The organism is Nocardia sp. NPDC059154 (assembly GCF_042755705.1).
Lineage (GTDB): Bacteria > Actinomycetota > Actinomycetes > Mycobacteriales > Mycobacteriaceae > Nocardia.
On the sequence record NZ_JBHZCS010000018.1, the window covers coordinates 1 to 17,721 of the forward strand.

Here is a 17,721-nt window from a genome sequence, read left to right on the forward strand (position 1 = left end):
TTCCTCACCTACGAGGGCTTCCACACCTTCGAGGAAGAAGGCAGAGTCCACGCCGCAGCCGCCGCCGGTCCCACCGACCCACGCGACATCCTCTAACGCGCGAAACCCTCCAGCCACATGCACACCGCACTGGCGTACACGCCCTCGGTCGACTTCGGCCGAGCCGCAGTCCGCGGCATAAAGGCAACCTTCGCCTCCCACGACAGCCCTCTCGACCCGAGGATCACCCGCCACAGCCGCGGCGTGACCGGCCTACCGGTCCGGTGATCGGAGCCCAGCCAGCGCCGCAGCTACCCGGTCCCGCAGTGCGACAGGCAGATACGACAGATCTGGTTTCCGATCACACACCCGCCGCACGACGCGGAACCACAAAGAACCCAGCGCCCCGTCTTTCCGGGTTTCTCGAGTGCGGAACTCGTTGAAATACGGGTCGTTTCGGCCGTTGGCGGTGCGGGAGCGGGTGATCCCGACGTCGTCTTCCACGAGGAAATCCTCATGACTCACGAGGCGGAGTCGCTGGCCGTTGCGCCGAATTCGTCCGGACCCTCCCGATGACCGCCACCGGCAAGATCCCCAAACGCGAACTGCGAACCTGCGGCTGAAAGCCACTGCGCCACAACAGTATCGCGTCCGCACGGGGCGCGGAGACAACCGCGACCGATCAGGAGATGATCATGACACTATCCGGGAAGACCGCCGTCGTCACCGGCGCCGGCCAGGGACTGGGCAAAGCCATCGCCCTATCGATGGCACAAGCCGGCGCCGACATCGTTGCCTGCGACATCCAGACCGACAAACTGGCCGACCTCACCGACCAGATCCATGCACTGGGCCGCCAATGCCTCGCGGCACTCGTCGACGTCGCCGACCGGCCTGCGGTCGACCAGATGTTCACCGACGCCTCCGACCGCTTCGGCACCGTCCACATCCTGGTCAACAATGCCGCGATCGTGCCCAAGTCACCGGCCGAGGAAGCACGCCGGAACCTGAACTACACCTATGTGACCACGCCCACCGAACGCCGATCGCTGGGCATCACCACCAGCCTCACCGACGATGACTGGCTCAAATGGTGGGCCGTCAATGTCCACGGCGTGTTCTACTGCACCCGCGCCGCGCTGCGCTACATGGAACCACAGCACTACGGGCGCATCATCAACATCAGCTCCGTCGCCGGCATCTCGGCCGCCAGCGCCCACAGCCCCGGGTACTCGGCCACCAAGGCCGCCGTCGCCAATCTGACCAAAACTGTCGCACTCGATGTCGCCGGAGCAAACATCCTCGTCAACGCTATCGCTTGCGGCGGTGTGCTGACGCCGCCGTTCCAGGCTTACCTCGACAAGGCCACCCCCCAACAGAGGAACAGCCTGTTCCAACAAGTCCCCCTGGGCAGGCTCGGCGCGCCCGAGGAATACGCCTCCCTCGCGGTCTACCTCGCCGGCGACAACCACTACCTCACCGGCCAGATCATCAGCCCCAACGGCGGAATGGTCATCTGACCCCGGATTCGGGAACTCCCGGCCACGTGATCCTGGAACACCGACCGTGAACCTCGCGACCGAACCCAGCGGCCATTGCCGCCACAGCGCTCGGATCCGCCCCGCGGATCCGCCCAGCAGATGCGAAACCGCCCCAGCCGCAAACCACTACCCACAACTCACACCGGAGCCGAATTTGCTTGCACCCCAGTTTGCCCCGTACAGATCGACATGGCCCCAGACATGGAGTCACCGGTGATCCTGTCCAGGAGTGCGATTCTGGCGTCCACGTGTCATACGGTCGCAGATTTACCAGGGAAACCACGTCCTGCGGCGTCACCAGACAGTTGCGCTCCAGTCGATCTCACCGCTCAATTCTCCCGCCCGGCCGCAGCAGCCGGGCGCCGCCGGCGGGCGTATGACACTCGGCGGGAGTGCCGGGATAACCGTTAATCCGAAACTCCCAGACAAGGAATAACGGTGCTATTCAAGGTTGACGCCGAGTGGTGGGCAGAAGGGCAAGTGCCGTGGACATTCGTGGCCAACGGCGCACCGTTGCGTGGTGACGTTCTTGTGCGTACCGATGAGGCTTTGGTGGAGCAGTGCCTAGCGGCGTGTTTGCCGCGCCTGCGCGCACTAGGAATCGTCATTCCCGAGTAACGCCATAACTCGGCAGGATCGCGCGCTCGCTGATCGGAGCCGTGGCCGCTTCGAACGGCGCGGCCAGCGGCAATTGAGGATGTTCGCGCCAGCGGTTCCTGGGTGTCTATTGCGTTGTAGCGGGTAGTGATTCGACCGGTTGCGGGGGCGCCGGAGGCGATGCCGGCCTGCCAGAGATAGCGATGGCGGCGTCGGCGACTTCGGGTTCGTGGATGTTCAGGTCGTGTTCGGTCACTGCGTAGCGTTCGGCGGCCTCGGCCAGACGGGTGAGTTCGTCGAGGCTGACATGGTCGAGAACCTCGTCTGCGTCGTCGTCATGGGCCACGTACTCGGCGTTGGCGTACGCAGTGTCGACACGGCCATAAAGGCTCTCGGCATGGGCGTAATTGTGCAGGCACATATTCAGGCCGTCGTCGTGTTCGGTGGGCGTCGAGTGCCATCGGCCATTCTCCCGCCAGCGCACGAAGCTGACGGCATCCGCGGTGAGCACACGCGGGTGGTGGGTCTTCAGTTCAAGGGCGCGAACCCATTCCGGCGCAGCGGCTCTGGGGTCGTACGACTTGTCCCAGACGTGATTTTCGCGATCCCATCCGAACAGCAGCGCGCGATCACCGGGATAACGTATGAGGGCGAACCAGTTGCCCGCGCCGTCCTCATTGTCCAGACGCCCACCGGCGATCAACCTCTTCGTGCCGACCTCGTCAGCCCTCTCGATGGGATCGAACACGTCCCCGGGGAAGGCAGCGAAAAGACATTCCTGCTGGTTCGGTCAGCGAGGTCCGTGGCAGTAGCGGATATTCATCGAGGTTGTTGAACAACAGCGGCGGATCCGGCAAGAAATAGCAACAGCCACAACCACTCTCGTGATGTCCCGGGTCTACGTTCAGGGCATCACTGCGTTGGCGCCTGATTCCGGCCGGTTACACCACTACTCCCGCGACGTCCAGGCAGATACCATCGGGCCGTCATCATGTCAGTAGCCGGTGAAGTCTTCTCCGGTCTCGATATTGCGGTACTGCTCGATACTTTTCTGATACTCCGCGATGACAGCGCCGGCCAGGAACAACATCCAGGTGCAGTCCATTCTGGTGTCGGCCAGATTGTAGTTTTCGTGCGGATCGCTGCTCAGGTCGAACACCTGGGGGAAGTACGGTTGGACTATGGGTTTGTCTATTCCTTCGGTGTAGCGGAACACGACTTTGCCGTAGTCCACCTTCACCGACATCAGCTGGTCGTCGAGCCCGAACAACGCGACGTATCTGCGCGGCGACTTCTCGGTGTGGCCGGTCAGGAACGCCGAGGCATCGAGGCCGTCGATGGGCCTGTCGCGGGGGACGCGGCCGGATTCGCCGAGCATCCCGGCCAAGGTCGGCAGCCAGTCGAGGCCGGCCAGCATGTCGTTGCTCACGCGTCCGGCAGGCACATGGCCCGGCCAGCGGATGATCGCCGGTACCCGGTAGGAGCCCTCATAGGGTGGGGTGAAGAAATTTCCTCGCCAGGGTCCGTTCGAACCGCCTGGGACGCTGAGGACTCCGCATGTGGCGTTGTCGCTGGAGAGTACGACGATCGTGTCCTCGGCGATCCCGGCGTGGTCGATAGCGTCGAGAACCTGACCCACTCGATGGTCTATCTCGGCGATGATGTCGGCGTACAGGCCGAGCCGGTGCGGTGCCGTCCGGTCGAATTCCGGGTGCACCCGCTCGGGCGGATGGATGTGTGTGAAGCCGATGTAGGTGAAGAACGGCTGGTTCGCTGCCGCCTGCCGCGCAATGTATTCCGTGGCCCGCTCGACGATCTTCTCGTCCAGGTATGGGCGGATTTCCAGGTCGAGGTCGCCGGTCGCCTCGGCCTGCCGGCCCTTTCTGGCTTCCCAGAGTTTTGGTGATTCGCCGACTCCCATACCGATCGCCAGGGGCAGCGGGAATCCGCTGTCGAGTAACTCCCGGTAGGCGACGTACCCGGTGTAACCGGCCTCGTCGGTGGTGTTCTTCAGTCCCCACCACTCGTCGAAACCCTGATCGGTCGGCAGCCTGCCCTCGGTCGCGCCGAGGTGCCATTTCCCGTATGCGGCCGTCGCATAGCCGGCGTCGGACAGCAGGTTGGCCAGCGTGTATTCCCACGGGCACAGCCCGTAGGGTTTCGGCAGCAGCGGCACCTGCGTGGTTCCGGATCGCACCGGCAGGCGTCCGGTGAGGATGGCCGAACGGGTGGGGGTGCATTGCGGTTCGACGGTGTAATTGGTGAGCCTGGTGCCCTCTGCTGCGAGGGCGTCGATACGTGGGGTGGGCGTCTGGCCGCCGTAACACCCCCAATCGCCCCAGCCGACGTTGTCCAGCAGCATGAAGACGATATTCGGTCGAATGCTCGGCGCCATGTCGATCAACCCCTTTTCCGATACGTCATCGTCTGGGATGGGGCAGGAAACCTGAGGTGGCGAGGTCCTCGGCAAAGAAAATCCGCGCAGGCCCACGCCTGATCAGCATCGTTCCTCTGCGGGCGCGCGCAACCATCATCAAAGCACACACCAGGTCACCCGCAAATAGTGAGTCCCGTGCACTGACGACGTTCGGTCGGCGGGCTCAGATGGCCCCTGCCAGTTGATCTTCCACGCAGCCGCGCTCGCCGGTTGGTCAGCGCGGTATGCGGTGGAGGCTCAGGCGGTCATCTCGTAGAGCTGCCGAGTGCCTGTCATCCTTTTGCCCAAGCCCAGGCCGTCAAGCGCCAATCGGTGCCGACCTTGCCCAGTGCCGCAGTGAAGACCGCGCCGGTTTGCGCGACCTGCTCGCCCTGAAGGTTGTACGAGAAGGTGCACGGAACGACGACATACCCGAAGTCGCCGGTGACATCGACATGGCGTGGCTCACCGAGATCGATGCGGTAACCGGAAGCCCCGACGTGCTCAGCCTCGGCGAGCGCGGCCCTCCACCAGTCCTCTGCTGCTGTCGGCCCCTGCCACACGTGTGGCGACATTCCGTCCAGAATCTGCATCGGGTCAGCGCACGCCGCCGCCATAGCCCTCTCGTCACCGTTGTTGAAAGCGTCGACATACTGGTGCACCACCGCCATCGGATCGCTGGAGCCAGGCACGGCAGGTCTCCTCTCTCGTGGTGCGTCGTTCATTGACCGCTGGGAGTGATTCGTAGCTGCCGTGCCGATGGCCGTACATCAATACGGTCGCTGTCGCGACGATGTCACAAGTGCCCCCGACACCCCCGGACAGGCGCCGCGGCTTCGAACTGCGCGGATCGCGGCAGTACAGGATGGCGTGTGTTACAACCCGCAGTAGTCCGGGAACCGTTGTGCGACTGCGGTGTCGAAGGCCGCAGATTCATCCCGTCCGTCAAGATCACCCGACCACTGTTGGATACTCGAAGAATCGGCGACACCCTGCCGGCCTCGAACTACCCGGCATGAGCGGACGCAGGTACGGCCCGAGATCATTTCGGGCCGTAGACCGCGCTGAGGATGGGGCGACTATGACCCACGGCTCGACTGGACAAAGTAGACGGAAGCGCGAGCGATCCAGCCCACCCGAGCTCGAACTCCATCCGAGCCAAGCCTCGGCGTAGGAGACCGTACGTCTACTTGCGCTTCTTGCCCCTGTTCTCCAAGGCCTCGACACCCGATTGCGGGGTGGCCGACTTGGCCTTCTTCTCCGCTCGTTTTTCCTTCAGGGATTTCCCCTGAGCCTTGGACATCTTGCTACGCGGAGATTTGTCGGACAACTGGTACGTCCTTTGTTTGGAAGACCTCTACGGCCTCGTGGCCTCGACAGTACGCCATCCTGGCTCTTCCCAGCCCCGGATCAGAACAAGGCGTGCCGACGGCAGGACTTTGCATCGGCGCGCGATCGCCTTCGGCATAGCCGACAACATCCAGGCAGACGGTCCGATAGTCGGCAATTGTGGATATTCCGCCGCCTCGGATCGGCAGGGCCAGTTGGACTTTCGCCTGCCCCGCGCGGGCCGCTTCGAGCCGCGCGAGAAGCGCAGCTGGGTGTGTTCAGCAGATGCCCGTCCGAAAAGGGTGACCAGCGCGAGGAGGATGCGTAGGTGTGGGCGGCGCGATGAATTGATGATTCGCTCGCCTGTATCCGGGTACGACGCGCCTGGTTGCGGTTGGGTAGTTCACCCGATCCAATTGCCGGTCATGCCCTGCACTTTCGCGCCGTCGAGGTCGGCGAGCTTGACGGCGACGAAGTTTCGGGCGGTGTCGGAGGTCTGGACTCGGAACGGGAGGTCGGTGGCGTCGAGTGCTTCGACGATGGCCTGGGCGGCGGATTCGGGAGATTGTGCGTTGGCGAAGGCGCCCTCGGTGCGCTTGCGGTAGGCGGCCAGCGCCGAAGCGTACGGTCCAGTCGCGTTCGTGGCCAGCATTTCGCGTCCGCCGACGTTGGCGACGAATTCGCTTGCGACGGCACCGGGTTCGATGACGCTGACCGCGACGCCGGACTGCGCGGCTACCGGCGCCAACGCTTCCATGAAGCCCTCGACGGCGAACTTTGCGGCACAGTATGCCTCGTTGAACGGCTGTCCGATGACCCCGCCGACACTGCTGACGGTGAGTACTCGTCCGTGTGTGGCGCGCAGTTGCGGGAGCGCGGCGCGGGTGACTTCGAGCACGCCGAAGAAGTTGACCTCCATGACGGCGCGGATCTCGCCGATGTCCTCCAGTTCGAGGGTGCCGAGGTGGCCGGCGCCCGCGTTGTTGATCAGCGCGTCGAGGTGGCCGTGGTCGTCGACGACGCCGGAGACGCAGCGGTGGACGGAGGCTGGATCGGTGACGTCGAGCTGTCGGACCTCGACGTGGTCGGCGACGCCGTTGTCGCGGGCGAGCTCGACGAGTGCAGTGGAGCGGGCGGTGTCGCGCATGGTGGCGATGACTTGCCAGCCGGAGCGGGCGGCGTGGATGGCCGTGTGCAGTCCGATGCCGGTCGAGGTGCCGGTGATCAGGACGGTTTTCCGGTCGATGGACGGGCTCATGGGTTTCCTCCTGGCTATTAGTTATGAACTATAATCATAGTACATCATAATTATGATGGGGTATCGCTATAGTGGGGGCATGTCGAGCGAGCAGGAGCAGCGGGAACTGACGGCCGAGGTGGTGGGGCTGTTCGCGGCGATCAATCGCCGCTACGCCACCGAGGCGGAGGCAGCGGCCGGCGCCCATGGGTTGACGCCCATGCAGGCCAAAGCGTTGCTGGCAGCGCAGGAACCGGTCGTGACCCGGCGGATCGCCGAACATCTGCACGCCGAGCCGTCGAATGTCACCGCCCTCGTCGACAAATTGCAGACCCGCGGCCTGATCGAGCGCCGGGAGAATCCGAACGACCGACGAGTGCGCCTGGTCGCGGCGACCGATCAGGGCAAACGCGTCGCTGAGGACCTACAAGCCCGCATGCCCTTCGCCAGCCAACCGCTGGCCCGGCTGACCACCGAGCAACAACACCAACTCCGCACCCTGCTCACCATCCTGCTCACAGACTGACCGACAACCGATCAATGGCCCTCGAAATACGCGACATTCAGCGTGAGCGCGCACCGCTGACGATCGTGAGGCACTCTGCCCATTGATTTTCCGCAGGTCAGTGTCGGCCGCTTCGAACCGCGCGGGTCGCGGCATGTGCGGACGTTGCCCGGACCGATTCATACCGGCGTTGTCCACGCGGATGCCCTCCTTGGCGCTTCGATCTGCCTATGAGGCAGGGCCACCCCGGGCACAGTCACGACCGAACCCCGACATCGGCCCGCAATATTCACGGCTCCCGAAATCTGTTGCATCCCTAATCATTTCGCGCATGATCGGCCGCTGTGGGTAGTTCGCGCGCATACTCGCTGGCGATCTTGGACCCAGTCGGCTGTACCGATAGCGGAGCCCACAGTGCGCACCGCCTCGAACCGGACGGTTCGAAGCGGGTGCGATCGATCGGGGATGGTCAGGCGGGGGTGAGCACTTCGACGGTGTGGGCGGTTTCGCCGTGGGTTACGTAGATCTCGTGGGTCGTGGGGTCTACGGCTATGCCGCCGGTCCAGCCGGGGGAATGGCCGGAGGTGCGGGAAGCGGTGAGGGTGTGGGTTCTTGTGTCGATCATGGTGATGCTGCCGAAGGCGCCGGAGGTGAGGTAGGCGGTGTGGAGGGTGGGGTCGATCGCTACCGCGTAGGACGGTTCGGGTTGGAGTGAGATGTGGGTTGCCGCATGGGTTGCGGTGTCGATCAGCATGACCGAGGTGCCGGTGAAGTCGGTGATGTAGGCGGTGTGTGTTTCGGAGTCGATTGCGACGCCGTGTGGTTCCGCGGTGGCGGGGATTGTAGCGCTCACCTTGAGAGCATCGGGGTCGATGATCGACAGGCTGCCCGCTGTGGCTGCCCATACCTGGTGGCTCGCCGGATCGATCGCCAGCGCCGCGGGGTGCGCGCCGACCGGGATGACGGCCACGATGTCCAGGCTGTTGGTGTCGATCGCCACGACCGTCGCGTAGTAATCGTTGGCGACATAGGCGAGGTGTCGGTCGGAATCGATGGCCAGGGCGCTGGAATCCGTATGCTCACCGACGGAGATGCGCGCGGTCACCGAATCGGTGGCCGGATCGATGACTACCAATTTTCCGCGCACGCCGACGCTCAGCAGATATACGAGATGCGTCGCGGGATCGACGACGACCGGCTGTGTCTCGCGGACGAACACGTCGTCCACGGTGATCGTGGCGACGGTCGCCCGCGTCCGGGTGTCGAGCACCGAGACGGTGACTGGAGCGGACGGCACGGCAGGGTTCTGGTCGACGACGTAGGCCCGGTGCAGTCCCGGATCGACGGCGACGCCGCGCGGCCCGCTACCCACTTCCACGGTCCCGTAACTCCGGTAGGCTCCCACCCCGAGACCGTCGAAGTCCCGGTTGGTCGCCGGATCTTTTGTTGTGGTGGGGGCCTGGGTCGAGAAATGGGTGGCGGGGGCCGGGGATGCGCAGCCGCCGATCGTGAGCACGACGGCCGCGGCGAGGCCGAGCGCCCCGAAAAGCCTTGATGGACACCGAAAACGACCCGGTCGAAACACGCACTTCCCCCGTTGATCTTGCAACCTTCTCCGCAACCGTAGTCCACGGTCTGTTTCGGGGCGTGCCCGCCGTCGCCATCCGGATCCCGGGCAGTTCGGGTGGCGGATGTGCAGAATTCGACCTTGTCGTTTTTGACCACTGCGAGACCTTCTGTACTGCAACATATCTCGCCGATCAGGAGACGTCAGATGTGGTCACGGGAGGAGGCCGATGTCACTACGCGTGGCCGGTTCGGCCAGCGCGGTATGCGGTATGAGAGCTCGCTATCGCTGACTATATGCAGTAGTCCTGCTGGAGTGGGGGAAGAGGGCGGGTTTGGGTTGCGTGGTTCAGTCGACGGGGGTGTCGTGTGCTGCGCGGTTGGTGAGCACTTCATCCATGTGCGTTTCGGCCCAGCCTTTGATCTCGCGGACCAATTGGTGGAGCGAGAGGCCGAGGTTGGTCAGTTCGTAGGAGACAGTCACGGGCACGGTCGGTGTCGCGGTGCGGGTGATCAAACCGTCTCGCTCCAGGGAGCGGAGGGTTTGGGTAAGCATCTTCTGGCTGACGCCTGCCAGCTGGCGCGACAGCTCCGAGTAGCGCATCGAACGCGGCTCGCCGGCGCAGGGGGTGCCGGGCTGATGTGACCCGCCGTTGCCGAGCGCGGTCACGATCAGTGTGACCCATTTATCGGAGATCCGTTCCAGCAGTTTGCGGCTCGGGCATGCCGCCAGGAAGGCGTCGTATTCGGCCTTGGACTGTGCTCTCTTCTGGGCTGCCGTCGTCGTTGCCATCAGCGGCTTCTCCAACCTGTGGGTGAGTTACGCACTTCGAGGTGCCTACTTCCTGTCGGGAAGTTACAGGTCAATGATGAAGAAGGACACCAGCAGACACCAACCGGCTCGAGATGAGAGACAGAGGTATGAACGCACCCTCCCCTTCGCTTCCCGGCGGAACCTGGACCCTGGGCGACCTGACTGTTACCCGGTTCGGTTACGGCGCAATGCAACTCGCCGGCCCTGGGGTCATGGGTCCGCCTGCCGATCGCGACGGCGCGCTCGCCGTCCTGCGCGAGGTCGTCGACTTCGGCATCACCCACATCGATACCGCCGACGCCTACGGGCCACGCATCACAAACCAGCTGATCCGCGAAGCACTGCACCCTTACCCCGAACAGCTGCACATCGTGACCAAGGTTGGGGCGACCCGAGATCAGCAGGGTGGATGGCCCCCGGCCCGACGACCCGAAGAATTGCGCCGCGCCGTCCACGAGAACCTGGAATCGCTCGGTCTCGAGGCGCTCGACGTGGTCAACCTCCGGCTCGGCAATGCTCGAGGGCCACAGTCCGGTTCACTCGCAGAGCCGTTCGAGACCCTCGCCGAACTCCAGCAGCAGGGTCTGATCCGCCACCTCGGCGTGAGCAACGCGACGGCCGAACAGGTCGCCGAGGCGCAGACGATCGCGCCGATCGTGTGCGTGCAGAACATGTACAACCTTGCCTACCGTCGAGACGACGAACTGATCGACACCCTCGCCGAGCAGGGCATCGCCTACGTACCTTTCTTCCCGCTCGGTGGCTTCAGTCCACTACAGTCCGCGGCGCTGTCGGCCGTCGCCGACCGGTTGAATGTGACACCGATGTCAGTGGCCCTGGCCTGGCTGCTGCATCGATCACCGAATATCCTGCTGATCCCAGGTACCTCATCGACGATCCACCTGCGCGAGAATCTCGTCGGCGCGGGAATGTCGCTCTCCGACAACGAAATCGACGAGCTGGAAAAGATCAGCCACTAGCCGAATTCCGCGCTGCCACCGCGGACCGTGACCAACGAACACACTCAACTCGGCATGAGCGCGCACTGCAGGCGGTCGTACAGCGCTCTGCCCGTTGATCTTCCGATGCCCCGCACTGGCCTGTTCGGTCAGCACGGTTTCGCGATGACCGCACACCGCCGGTAGGTGGTCGAGGTGGGCTCGCCGTAATCGCCGGCAGCGGAGCGCCTCCCTCCGACCCGGGGGTATACGCCGCATCGGCGATTGGGAACATTCTTGTTCGCTAACACTCGGGGCGGTTGCGCAGATATGTCAATCGTTGCAGCAGTGTCGCCGATCGGTTTGCAGCGCAACGGGATACGGCGCGAACGAGGGAGTAATCGGATCATGAAGCGAAATACCGCGGGTGTGGCAGTGTTGGCTGGCGTGTTGGTGGCGGTGACCGCTGGGTGCACCGCGAACGGAAATGGGTCGCTGACGGTTTCGCCGGGTCCGGCCACCGTGTCGAGCTCGGTTCCGACCGGCGGTCCGACGGGTTCGGGTGGGACGCCGGCACCCAGCGGTGCGCCTGCTTCGCCGGGGTCGGGGGGCTCGCCGGATTCCGGCGGCGGGCAGCCATCCGGCGGGGGTAGTCCGGTTGCGGGCGATGGTTCGACCGGGACCCCGGCGCCGACGCCGACGGTCGCGCCCATCGCGGAATGCACGAACGGTCAGATCCATGTCCGCGCCGAAAACCTGGCAGCCCTGAACCAGAACTACGCCGGCACCGCGCTTATCTTCGAAGCCACCGGCGACACCTCGTGCTGGATGGTCGGCTACCCCGGCGTCGACATGTGGGCCCCGGGCAACAACTGGGTGCACGCCCGGCGCTCCCTGTACAGCGCCGTCTACGGCCAGAACCCCGACCACAGCTTCTTGACCCCACAGCAGGTGACGATCAAGCCCGGGCAGCCCGCCCACGCCATCGTCGAAAGCACCACCACCGACAACGGCCGCCCCTGCCCGGTATCCCACACCCTCAACGTCACTCCACCCGACATGACCGCCACCCAACCGGTGGAGACCGGCAGCATGTACCCCTGCTCGGTCGTCATACACCCCATCACCCCGTAGCCCGAGCAACTCCCCGCCGTCCGGCGCCCAGGAATCACCTTGGTGCACAGGGCCGGCCGTGGAAGAACTGCATGTATCGATGATCCGGGCCACGTCGGTTTCCTCGGGCACATTCGCCGCGTCCACTCCACAGCTCGGCGAGAGTAAAGGGGTTGACGGTCGTGAAGTGCTATGCGGCAGTCAATGGTCTGCGACCAGGGCCCATGACACTGAGCCCATGGCCGTTTCGAACCGCGCACTATGTGGCGGAGAAAGTGCATACAATGCGTTCCGAACCGGGTCGTTCGGCTAGCCAGGAGCGGGCCGCGGGGACCGGTTCCGGCGCGAACCGATCGTCAGGATCGATCTTCTCGATCGCAGTCCGATGGTGGTTTCGCCGATTGCCTCGATTTCGTGCCGTCTGATCGTATCGTTAACTGGCTCAAGAAAACTCGCCACTTCAAGGGAACGTGCAGTGTCCGAGATCTGGTCGGACCGAACTCAGAGGGGAGAACGAATGAGAATGCGTGCCTTCGCGGGTATGGCCGTGGCCGCAGCAGCGATTTCGATGGCCTGTGCGGGTACCGCCAATGCGGATGCGGTGAATCCGAACGACTACATGATCGGTGACACCGTCTACTTCAACGTGGGTCCCGCGCAGTGTTCGATCAAGTCGGATGGCACGACGGGTTGTGACATCGCGCCCGGCATCGCCAGGTGGCTGAACATGATTCCGGTGACCGATCTCGCCATCGATGTGCCGTTCCTGCCCGCGCACCCGACCTTCGGCGTGTTCGGTCCATACGGTCGTTCCGATGCCAACACCCTCCCGCAGGGCAACGGATACGGCTCGACCATCAGCTACGCGGGCGCCACGTGCAGTGGTGGCGGGCGCGGCGGGATCCTGTGCAATTCGAAGGGACACAGCTTCGACTTCGGCTGGTCCGGCACCACGACCACCTAGACCGGATTACGCGGCAGCCCGATCATTTGACCGTTTACGCGGGCAGGGCGGCAAGAACAGCCGCTTTGGATTCTGTTCTGGGCTAGCAGTATCCCGACTGCGCACAGTTCGTGGTCGCCGACATCCACCGACGTTGTTAGTCGATACTGCTCGGTCATCGGCATTGCGGTGCGTTCGGCCGTCCTCGGATGGCTACGGGCCGGTTGATCTTCCACCGCCCCGCGCTGGCCAGATCGGTCAGCGCGGTATGCGGCAGGACGTCCGTGCAAGAGCGGATGGAGTTCGACCGACCGTGCTACCTCGCCGCTTTTCGACCTGTCGGCCGCCGAGCGCGACTTCGCCGAACGGCACGCCCGCCATGACGCCGACTTCGCCGCCATGCGACTGGTCAACTGGCTGGTGACCGATGTCTGCGGGATACCGCTGCCGACCACCGGCAGCCCGGTTGCCCGCAACGAGTACGTCCTTCAGTGCGCCGCCGGCCACATCCCCGACGACGTGTCGCCGGTTGTGGCCGAGATCCTGACCTGGCACGCACCCGCCGCCGCGAGGATGAACGCCTTCTACTGGAAGTTGTTCGGCGGCGACATCCATGCGGAATACCCAGCCGGCAATGGCATATCGGGCCGATGACCCCTCGCACGCTCATCGGCAATAGCTGACGTTCCGCCGGCCTCGGATCGGCACGGCCAGTTGATCTTCCGATGCTCCGCGCTGGCCGGTTTGGTCAGCGCGGTATGCGGCAGTTGCGGACGTTCCGCCGGCCTCAGATCGGCACGGCCAGTTGATCTTCCGATGTCCCGCGCTGGCCGGTTTGGTCAGCGCGGTATGCGGCAATAGCGGGCGTTCTTTCCGGCACCGGACGAACTTGCGAATCCTGCGTCCACTATCACAGGGGAAGCTCACCCACGATGCGTGCACCGTTGTCGAAGACGAGGGTCAGAACCTCGTCCGTCGCTTGCGCAGTGGCAAGCCGGCATCGCAACAGGCCCAGGACCGGGCCCGCGGTGCGGGGGTCGTCCTCGGTCCGGACGCACCACTCCGTGCCCGCAGCGTCGGTGAACTGGAAATCGTTGAGATCGACATAGGTATCGCGATCACCGGGCGGGCCCGGGTCGAAAAGTACGAGGCGCAACCAGCCGCACCAGACCCATACCTGCTCGACTTCCAGCCCGGACAACTCCGCGTATCCATCCGCAACCACGATCGGGAGCGTAACTGTGCACGACCAACCCCGTGACCTTCAACGCCCAGCCACTCTCGATCAGCGTGATCGTCGGTAGATCAGTGTGTTCGCTGGCGCGTACCGCTGCTGTCCTGAACCGAGCGATCAGCGGCATTATGGTGCGTCCGTTGGGTTTGGTTATTCGGGAAGACGCTGTTCGGCTCTCCGAACGTAGAGTTCCTGGCGGGCGCGAGCAATCACTGCGCCGTTCGAATCGACAAGCTGCGCTTCGTGGTTGGTAGTCGATCTCGAGCCGTCGGCGGTCCTTCGCCGGATATCGTCGACCAGCTCTCGTGGCATGAGCATCGTCGAGCGCACTGTGCCGCGTCCGGGCGCCAGGAACTCGATCTCTGCGGTGGTGTTCCACACCTGGTAACCGCTGCCGAGCTGCCCATAGGCCATCATCCCGAAGAACGGATCGGTCATTGCGAAGAGCGACCATCCCGGGGCGGCACCGTTGTGGTTGGAGTTCCAGCGCCGCACCTTCAAACTCACCTCGGCCGATGTCCAGTCGGCGGCGAATCGTTCGACCCGCACCCCGAGAAACAACAACGGCGGAGCAAGATTCATCACCACCCGCAACCTGTCCGGCGTCACCACCAACGCGGGAAGCGTGCGTCCTTCGAATCGCCCTGGCTTGAAACACATTTCGGAGTGTTACCCGCTACGCAGTGGAACCCAAACCATACAGCCGTTCCGCGGCAGATGCCGAGATGTCGATCAATCCGACCATACGACATTCGGCAGTTGCGGACGTTCCGCCGGCGTCGGATCCGCACGGCCAGTTGATCTTCCGATGCCCTGCGTTGGCCGGTTCGGTCAGCGCGGTATGCGGCATGACCGGATACTTTCGTTAACCATAGTCAGCACTTGGGGTGGGCACTCCCTGTGTGAAACGCTGCAGCCGGGGAATGGCTGGGGCAGAGGGCGGCCCCGAGGCTAGTGTGGCTCTAGCAATATCAACAACCTTGGGGGAGCGAATCTTGTTTGGTACGACCGGTTTTCTCGATGTGCCTGGTGCCCGTCTGCGCTATGAGGTTCGCGGCGACGGCCCGCCGCTCGTCCTGTTGCACGGCAACACGGGCGACGGCGACGTGTTCCAGTTCGTCGCCGCGCCGCTCGCACAGCGCTACACGGTCATCACCTACGACGCGCGCGGCAACTCGCGCAGCACACTGACCACCGACGACCCCGGGTCGCAACCGGTGCGCGAACGTGCGGATGACGCGCTCGCCATCATCGACGCGCTCACCGACGAGCCGCCGTTCGTGTTCGGCAATAGCGGTGGCGCTATCACCGCGCTCGACCTGCTCAGCCGGTATCCGGACCGGGTGCGCCTGGTCATCGCGCACGAGCCGCCGATGTTCACCGTCCTGCCCGACGCCGCCGACCACGCGGCCTTCTTCGCCGACGTCCACGCCACGTTTCTGCGCGAGGGCACCGACGCCGCGTTCCAGAAGTTCGGCGCGGGTATCGGCATGCCAGCGCAGAATCAGCCGGCCGAGTCCACGCAACTGCCGCCCGCTATCGGGGAGATGCGCGCACGCATGCACGCCAACCTGCCGTTCTTTCTTGGCAACGAAATGCTCGACGTCGTCGGCTACCAGCCGGACGTGCCCGCGCTCGCCAAGTCGGCCGACCGATTGATCTTCGGCATCGGTGCGGACTCGCGTGCGTTCCGGCCCGCGCTGCCTGCCCTGGAGTTCGCGCCGACGATCAACGCCGAACTCGTCGAGTTTCCCGGCGACCACGCTGGCTACCTCGGCTCGGCCGAGCCGTTCGTGACCACACTGCTGAATGTTCTCGCGGCCCGCTCGATCACGAAGTGACGGATCAGAGGCTTGCGACGGAACGGCCCCACAGGTCAGAGAAGCACGCGTTCAAGTGAATTCGGGCTTCTCGGCAGTAGCGGACGTTCCGTCGGCCTCGGATCGGCACGGCCAGTTGATCTTTCGATGCCCTGCGCTGGCCGGTTCGGTCAGCGCGGTCAGCGGCAGAAGAGTGTGTTCGGCAAGGCGACCTCGTCGAGGGAGGACCGAATCCGCCGCAGCCACGGCTCTCGCCCGGGCCACACGTCGTCATAGTTGACCGCGTCCGTCGCTGCGCGAGGCGATGGCCACCGACGAGGGCGCTCCCGCAGCCAAGGGCGACTAGATCGGTTTCAGCAGATCCGTCACGAACACCGCAGTTCGTTCGTGATGGTCTTTGCCGTGCCCCCAAGACTTGGGGCGATCTCGAGTCCATGCGCTGCGGTATCTTCCATGCGATCGCCGCACCCTGGTCGGCGCGCAGAGGAAGCACGCCACTTGTTCAACAAATTCTTTGCGGCCGCCGCCCTCTCGGTGAGCGCCGCTGCCGTTCTTGCGGCACCGCCTGCCGCCGCCGACCCGGTCAACTGGGGCGCCGTTTCCCTCAGCGTATGGGGCAACGTCTACGCGTTTTCGGTCAACCACCCGACGGAAGCCGACGCCATTCGAGCCGCCGACCGAGCGTGCAAGGGTCAAGGCATCATCGACTGCCGGATGATGGTGACGTTCGCGAACGGCTGCGGTGCAGTCGTGACGAGTCCGCTCGCGATCGTCGCAGGGTTCCCGATCGTGGGCTTCGGTATGGGGGCGACCCCGGGGGAGGCATACGCAGACGCCACCCGCAACCTCCCCACCGGCACCGGAAGCGTCGGCTCGTTCAATCGCGAACATGCCTGCACCCAGCCTTGATCTAGTTCCAGCACGGTCCTCGGCAGTAGCGGACGTTCTGCACCGCATCAGGTTCCGGCCGCTGGCGCCTCGCGCTGGCCGGTTCGGTCCAGCGCGGTATGCGGCATTATCGCTCACTCCCGCTGACTGAAGCCAGACCGGTTTAGCCCGGGCACCCGACGTGAACGCTTTGGTGGTGATGAAAACCCCACGCGCCGCGCCCACGCGAGCACTACGACCGGCCGCGCGCCGCAGTGCTCGCTTCTCGCCAACAGGGTCTACCGCCGAAAGAGATTGTCAGTAGGAGGCATTGGCCCCGTACTCGGCCTGGGCGCGCGTAAAGCCGTCGTATACCAGCTGATCGATCAGTCCGGACCGAGAGAACGAGGTGTACTCGAGGTACTGCTTGGCGCTCTTTGCCGCCTGCTCGTTCCAGTCCACATTCAGGCTGTCCACTGCGAACGTAGCGTCTGCGGTGGAGAAGTCTTCGTACTCGAGCTGGTGAATCAGACCGCTGTTAGGCACGGGATGTCGGTGGGATGGCAGTTCATGTCCCCTGAGCATCTACGGGACCGCGTCGGCGCGGACTCGGCGTAACACGTCGCCCGGCCGACCGGGTGGCCTGCGTATGTGCTCAGAACCGAACGGCCGGTTGATCTTTCGCCGTGCAGCGCTGTCCGAACTGCGCAGCGCGCTATGCGGCATAGAAAGACGTTCTGTGCGTTGGGTGTCTGGACGTGGGGAACGTCCTCCTGATGCGCTTGTCGGGCTTGGTGTCCCATCGCGGTAGGGGGACGTTCC

At 64.4% G+C, this 17,721-nt stretch carries 17 protein-coding genes and 1 pseudogene; 8 read left to right on the forward strand and 10 right to left on the reverse strand.

What is annotated here, in order from left to right:
• The first annotated feature begins 674 nt into the window (after positions 1-674).
• Positions 675-1,499: an SDR family NAD(P)-dependent oxidoreductase gene (locus tag ACFXN1_RS17220; protein ID WP_379445208.1), complete on the forward strand. Its 825-nt coding sequence runs from the start codon at positions 675-677 to the stop codon at positions 1,497-1,499.
• 745 nt (positions 1,500-2,244) lie between these two features.
• On the opposite strand, the gene ACFXN1_RS17225 is transcribed toward ACFXN1_RS17220, so the two are convergent.
• From ACFXN1_RS17225 to ACFXN1_RS17245, 5 genes are all read right to left on the reverse strand, one after another.
• Positions 2,245-2,865 (reverse strand): hypothetical protein, encoded by a 621-nt coding sequence (locus ACFXN1_RS17225; protein WP_379445209.1) that lies wholly within the window; start codon positions 2,863-2,865, stop codon positions 2,245-2,247.
• A gap of 246 nt (positions 2,866-3,111) precedes the next feature.
• Complete coding sequence (locus tag ACFXN1_RS17230; RefSeq protein ID WP_379445210.1) at positions 3,112-4,512, reverse strand: arylsulfatase; 1,401 nt, start codon at positions 4,510-4,512, stop codon at positions 3,112-3,114.
• Positions 4,513-4,826: 314 nt separating this feature from the next.
• A complete protein-coding gene (locus ACFXN1_RS17235) occupies positions 4,827-5,225 on the reverse strand; it encodes a nuclear transport factor 2 family protein (RefSeq protein ID WP_379445212.1) in 399 nt (132 codons plus the stop codon).
• Between the two features lie 494 nt (positions 5,226-5,719).
• A complete protein-coding gene (locus tag ACFXN1_RS17240) occupies positions 5,720-5,863 on the reverse strand; it encodes a hypothetical protein (RefSeq protein WP_379391326.1) in 144 nt (47 codons plus the stop codon).
• 402 nt (positions 5,864-6,265) lie between these two features.
• Positions 6,266-7,120, reverse strand: a complete 855-nt coding sequence (locus ACFXN1_RS17245) for an SDR family oxidoreductase (RefSeq protein ID WP_379445213.1) — start codon at positions 7,118-7,120, stop codon at positions 6,266-6,268.
• 79 nt (positions 7,121-7,199) lie between these two features.
• On the opposite strand from ACFXN1_RS17245, the gene ACFXN1_RS17250 reads away from it, so the two are divergent.
• On the forward strand, positions 7,200-7,625 hold the full coding sequence (locus ACFXN1_RS17250) for a MarR family winged helix-turn-helix transcriptional regulator (RefSeq protein WP_379445214.1): 426 nt from the start codon (positions 7,200-7,202) through the stop codon (positions 7,623-7,625).
• A gap of 448 nt (positions 7,626-8,073) precedes the next feature.
• Here ACFXN1_RS17250 and ACFXN1_RS17255 read toward each other — a convergent pair whose 3' ends face one another.
• Both ACFXN1_RS17255 and ACFXN1_RS17260 read right to left on the reverse strand, forming a co-directional pair.
• Complete coding sequence (locus tag ACFXN1_RS17255; protein WP_379445216.1) at positions 8,074-9,009, reverse strand: YncE family protein; 936 nt, start codon at positions 9,007-9,009, stop codon at positions 8,074-8,076.
• Between the two features lie 510 nt (positions 9,010-9,519).
• Entirely contained in the window at positions 9,520-9,963 is a 444-nt protein-coding gene (locus ACFXN1_RS17260; RefSeq protein ID WP_379445217.1) for a winged helix-turn-helix transcriptional regulator, read from the reverse strand.
• A 128-nt stretch (positions 9,964-10,091) separates the two neighbouring features.
• Here ACFXN1_RS17260 and ACFXN1_RS17265 point away from each other — a divergent pair, with 128 nt between their 5' ends.
• The 4 genes from ACFXN1_RS17265 to ACFXN1_RS17280 all read left to right on the forward strand — a co-directional run bounded on the left by ACFXN1_RS17265 (position 10,092) and on the right by ACFXN1_RS17280 (position 13,632).
• Positions 10,092-10,964: an aldo/keto reductase family oxidoreductase gene (locus tag ACFXN1_RS17265; RefSeq protein WP_379445218.1), complete on the forward strand. Its 873-nt coding sequence runs from the start codon at positions 10,092-10,094 to the stop codon at positions 10,962-10,964.
• A 366-nt stretch (positions 10,965-11,330) separates the two neighbouring features.
• Complete coding sequence (locus tag ACFXN1_RS17270; RefSeq protein WP_379445220.1) at positions 11,331-12,056, forward strand: DUF4232 domain-containing protein; 726 nt, start codon at positions 11,331-11,333, stop codon at positions 12,054-12,056.
• Between the two features lie 496 nt (positions 12,057-12,552).
• On the forward strand, positions 12,553-12,999 hold the full coding sequence (locus ACFXN1_RS17275) for a hypothetical protein (RefSeq protein WP_379445221.1): 447 nt from the start codon (positions 12,553-12,555) through the stop codon (positions 12,997-12,999).
• A gap of 378 nt (positions 13,000-13,377) precedes the next feature.
• Positions 13,378-13,632 (forward strand): hypothetical protein, encoded by a 255-nt coding sequence (locus ACFXN1_RS17280; RefSeq protein WP_379445222.1) that lies wholly within the window; start codon positions 13,378-13,380, stop codon positions 13,630-13,632.
• Positions 13,633-13,888: 256 nt separating this feature from the next.
• Here ACFXN1_RS17280 and ACFXN1_RS17285 read toward each other — a convergent pair whose 3' ends face one another.
• Positions 13,889-14,203 (reverse strand): hypothetical protein, encoded by a 315-nt coding sequence (locus tag ACFXN1_RS17285; protein WP_379445224.1) that lies wholly within the window; start codon positions 14,201-14,203, stop codon positions 13,889-13,891.
• 159 nt (positions 14,204-14,362) lie between these two features.
• The gene (locus ACFXN1_RS17290; RefSeq protein ID WP_379445225.1) at positions 14,363-14,824 is read right to left on the reverse strand and encodes a DUF4442 domain-containing protein; all 462 of its coding nucleotides are present in this window, start codon (positions 14,822-14,824) and stop codon (positions 14,363-14,365) included.
• A gap of 311 nt (positions 14,825-15,135) precedes the next feature.
• Here ACFXN1_RS17290 and ACFXN1_RS17295 point away from each other — a divergent pair, with 311 nt between their 5' ends.
• Positions 15,136-16,053 (forward strand): alpha/beta fold hydrolase, encoded by a 918-nt coding sequence (locus tag ACFXN1_RS17295; protein ID WP_379445227.1) that lies wholly within the window; start codon positions 15,136-15,138, stop codon positions 16,051-16,053.
• A 477-nt stretch (positions 16,054-16,530) separates the two neighbouring features.
• Complete coding sequence (locus ACFXN1_RS17300) at positions 16,531-16,941, forward strand: DUF4189 domain-containing protein (RefSeq protein WP_379445228.1); 411 nt, start codon at positions 16,531-16,533, stop codon at positions 16,939-16,941.
• A 276-nt stretch (positions 16,942-17,217) separates the two neighbouring features.
• Here ACFXN1_RS17300 and ACFXN1_RS17305 read toward each other — a convergent pair.
• Positions 17,218-17,436: pseudogene (locus tag ACFXN1_RS17305) on the reverse strand (Ltp family lipoprotein); the annotation flags it as partial.
• Positions 17,437-17,721: the final 285 nt, after the last annotated feature.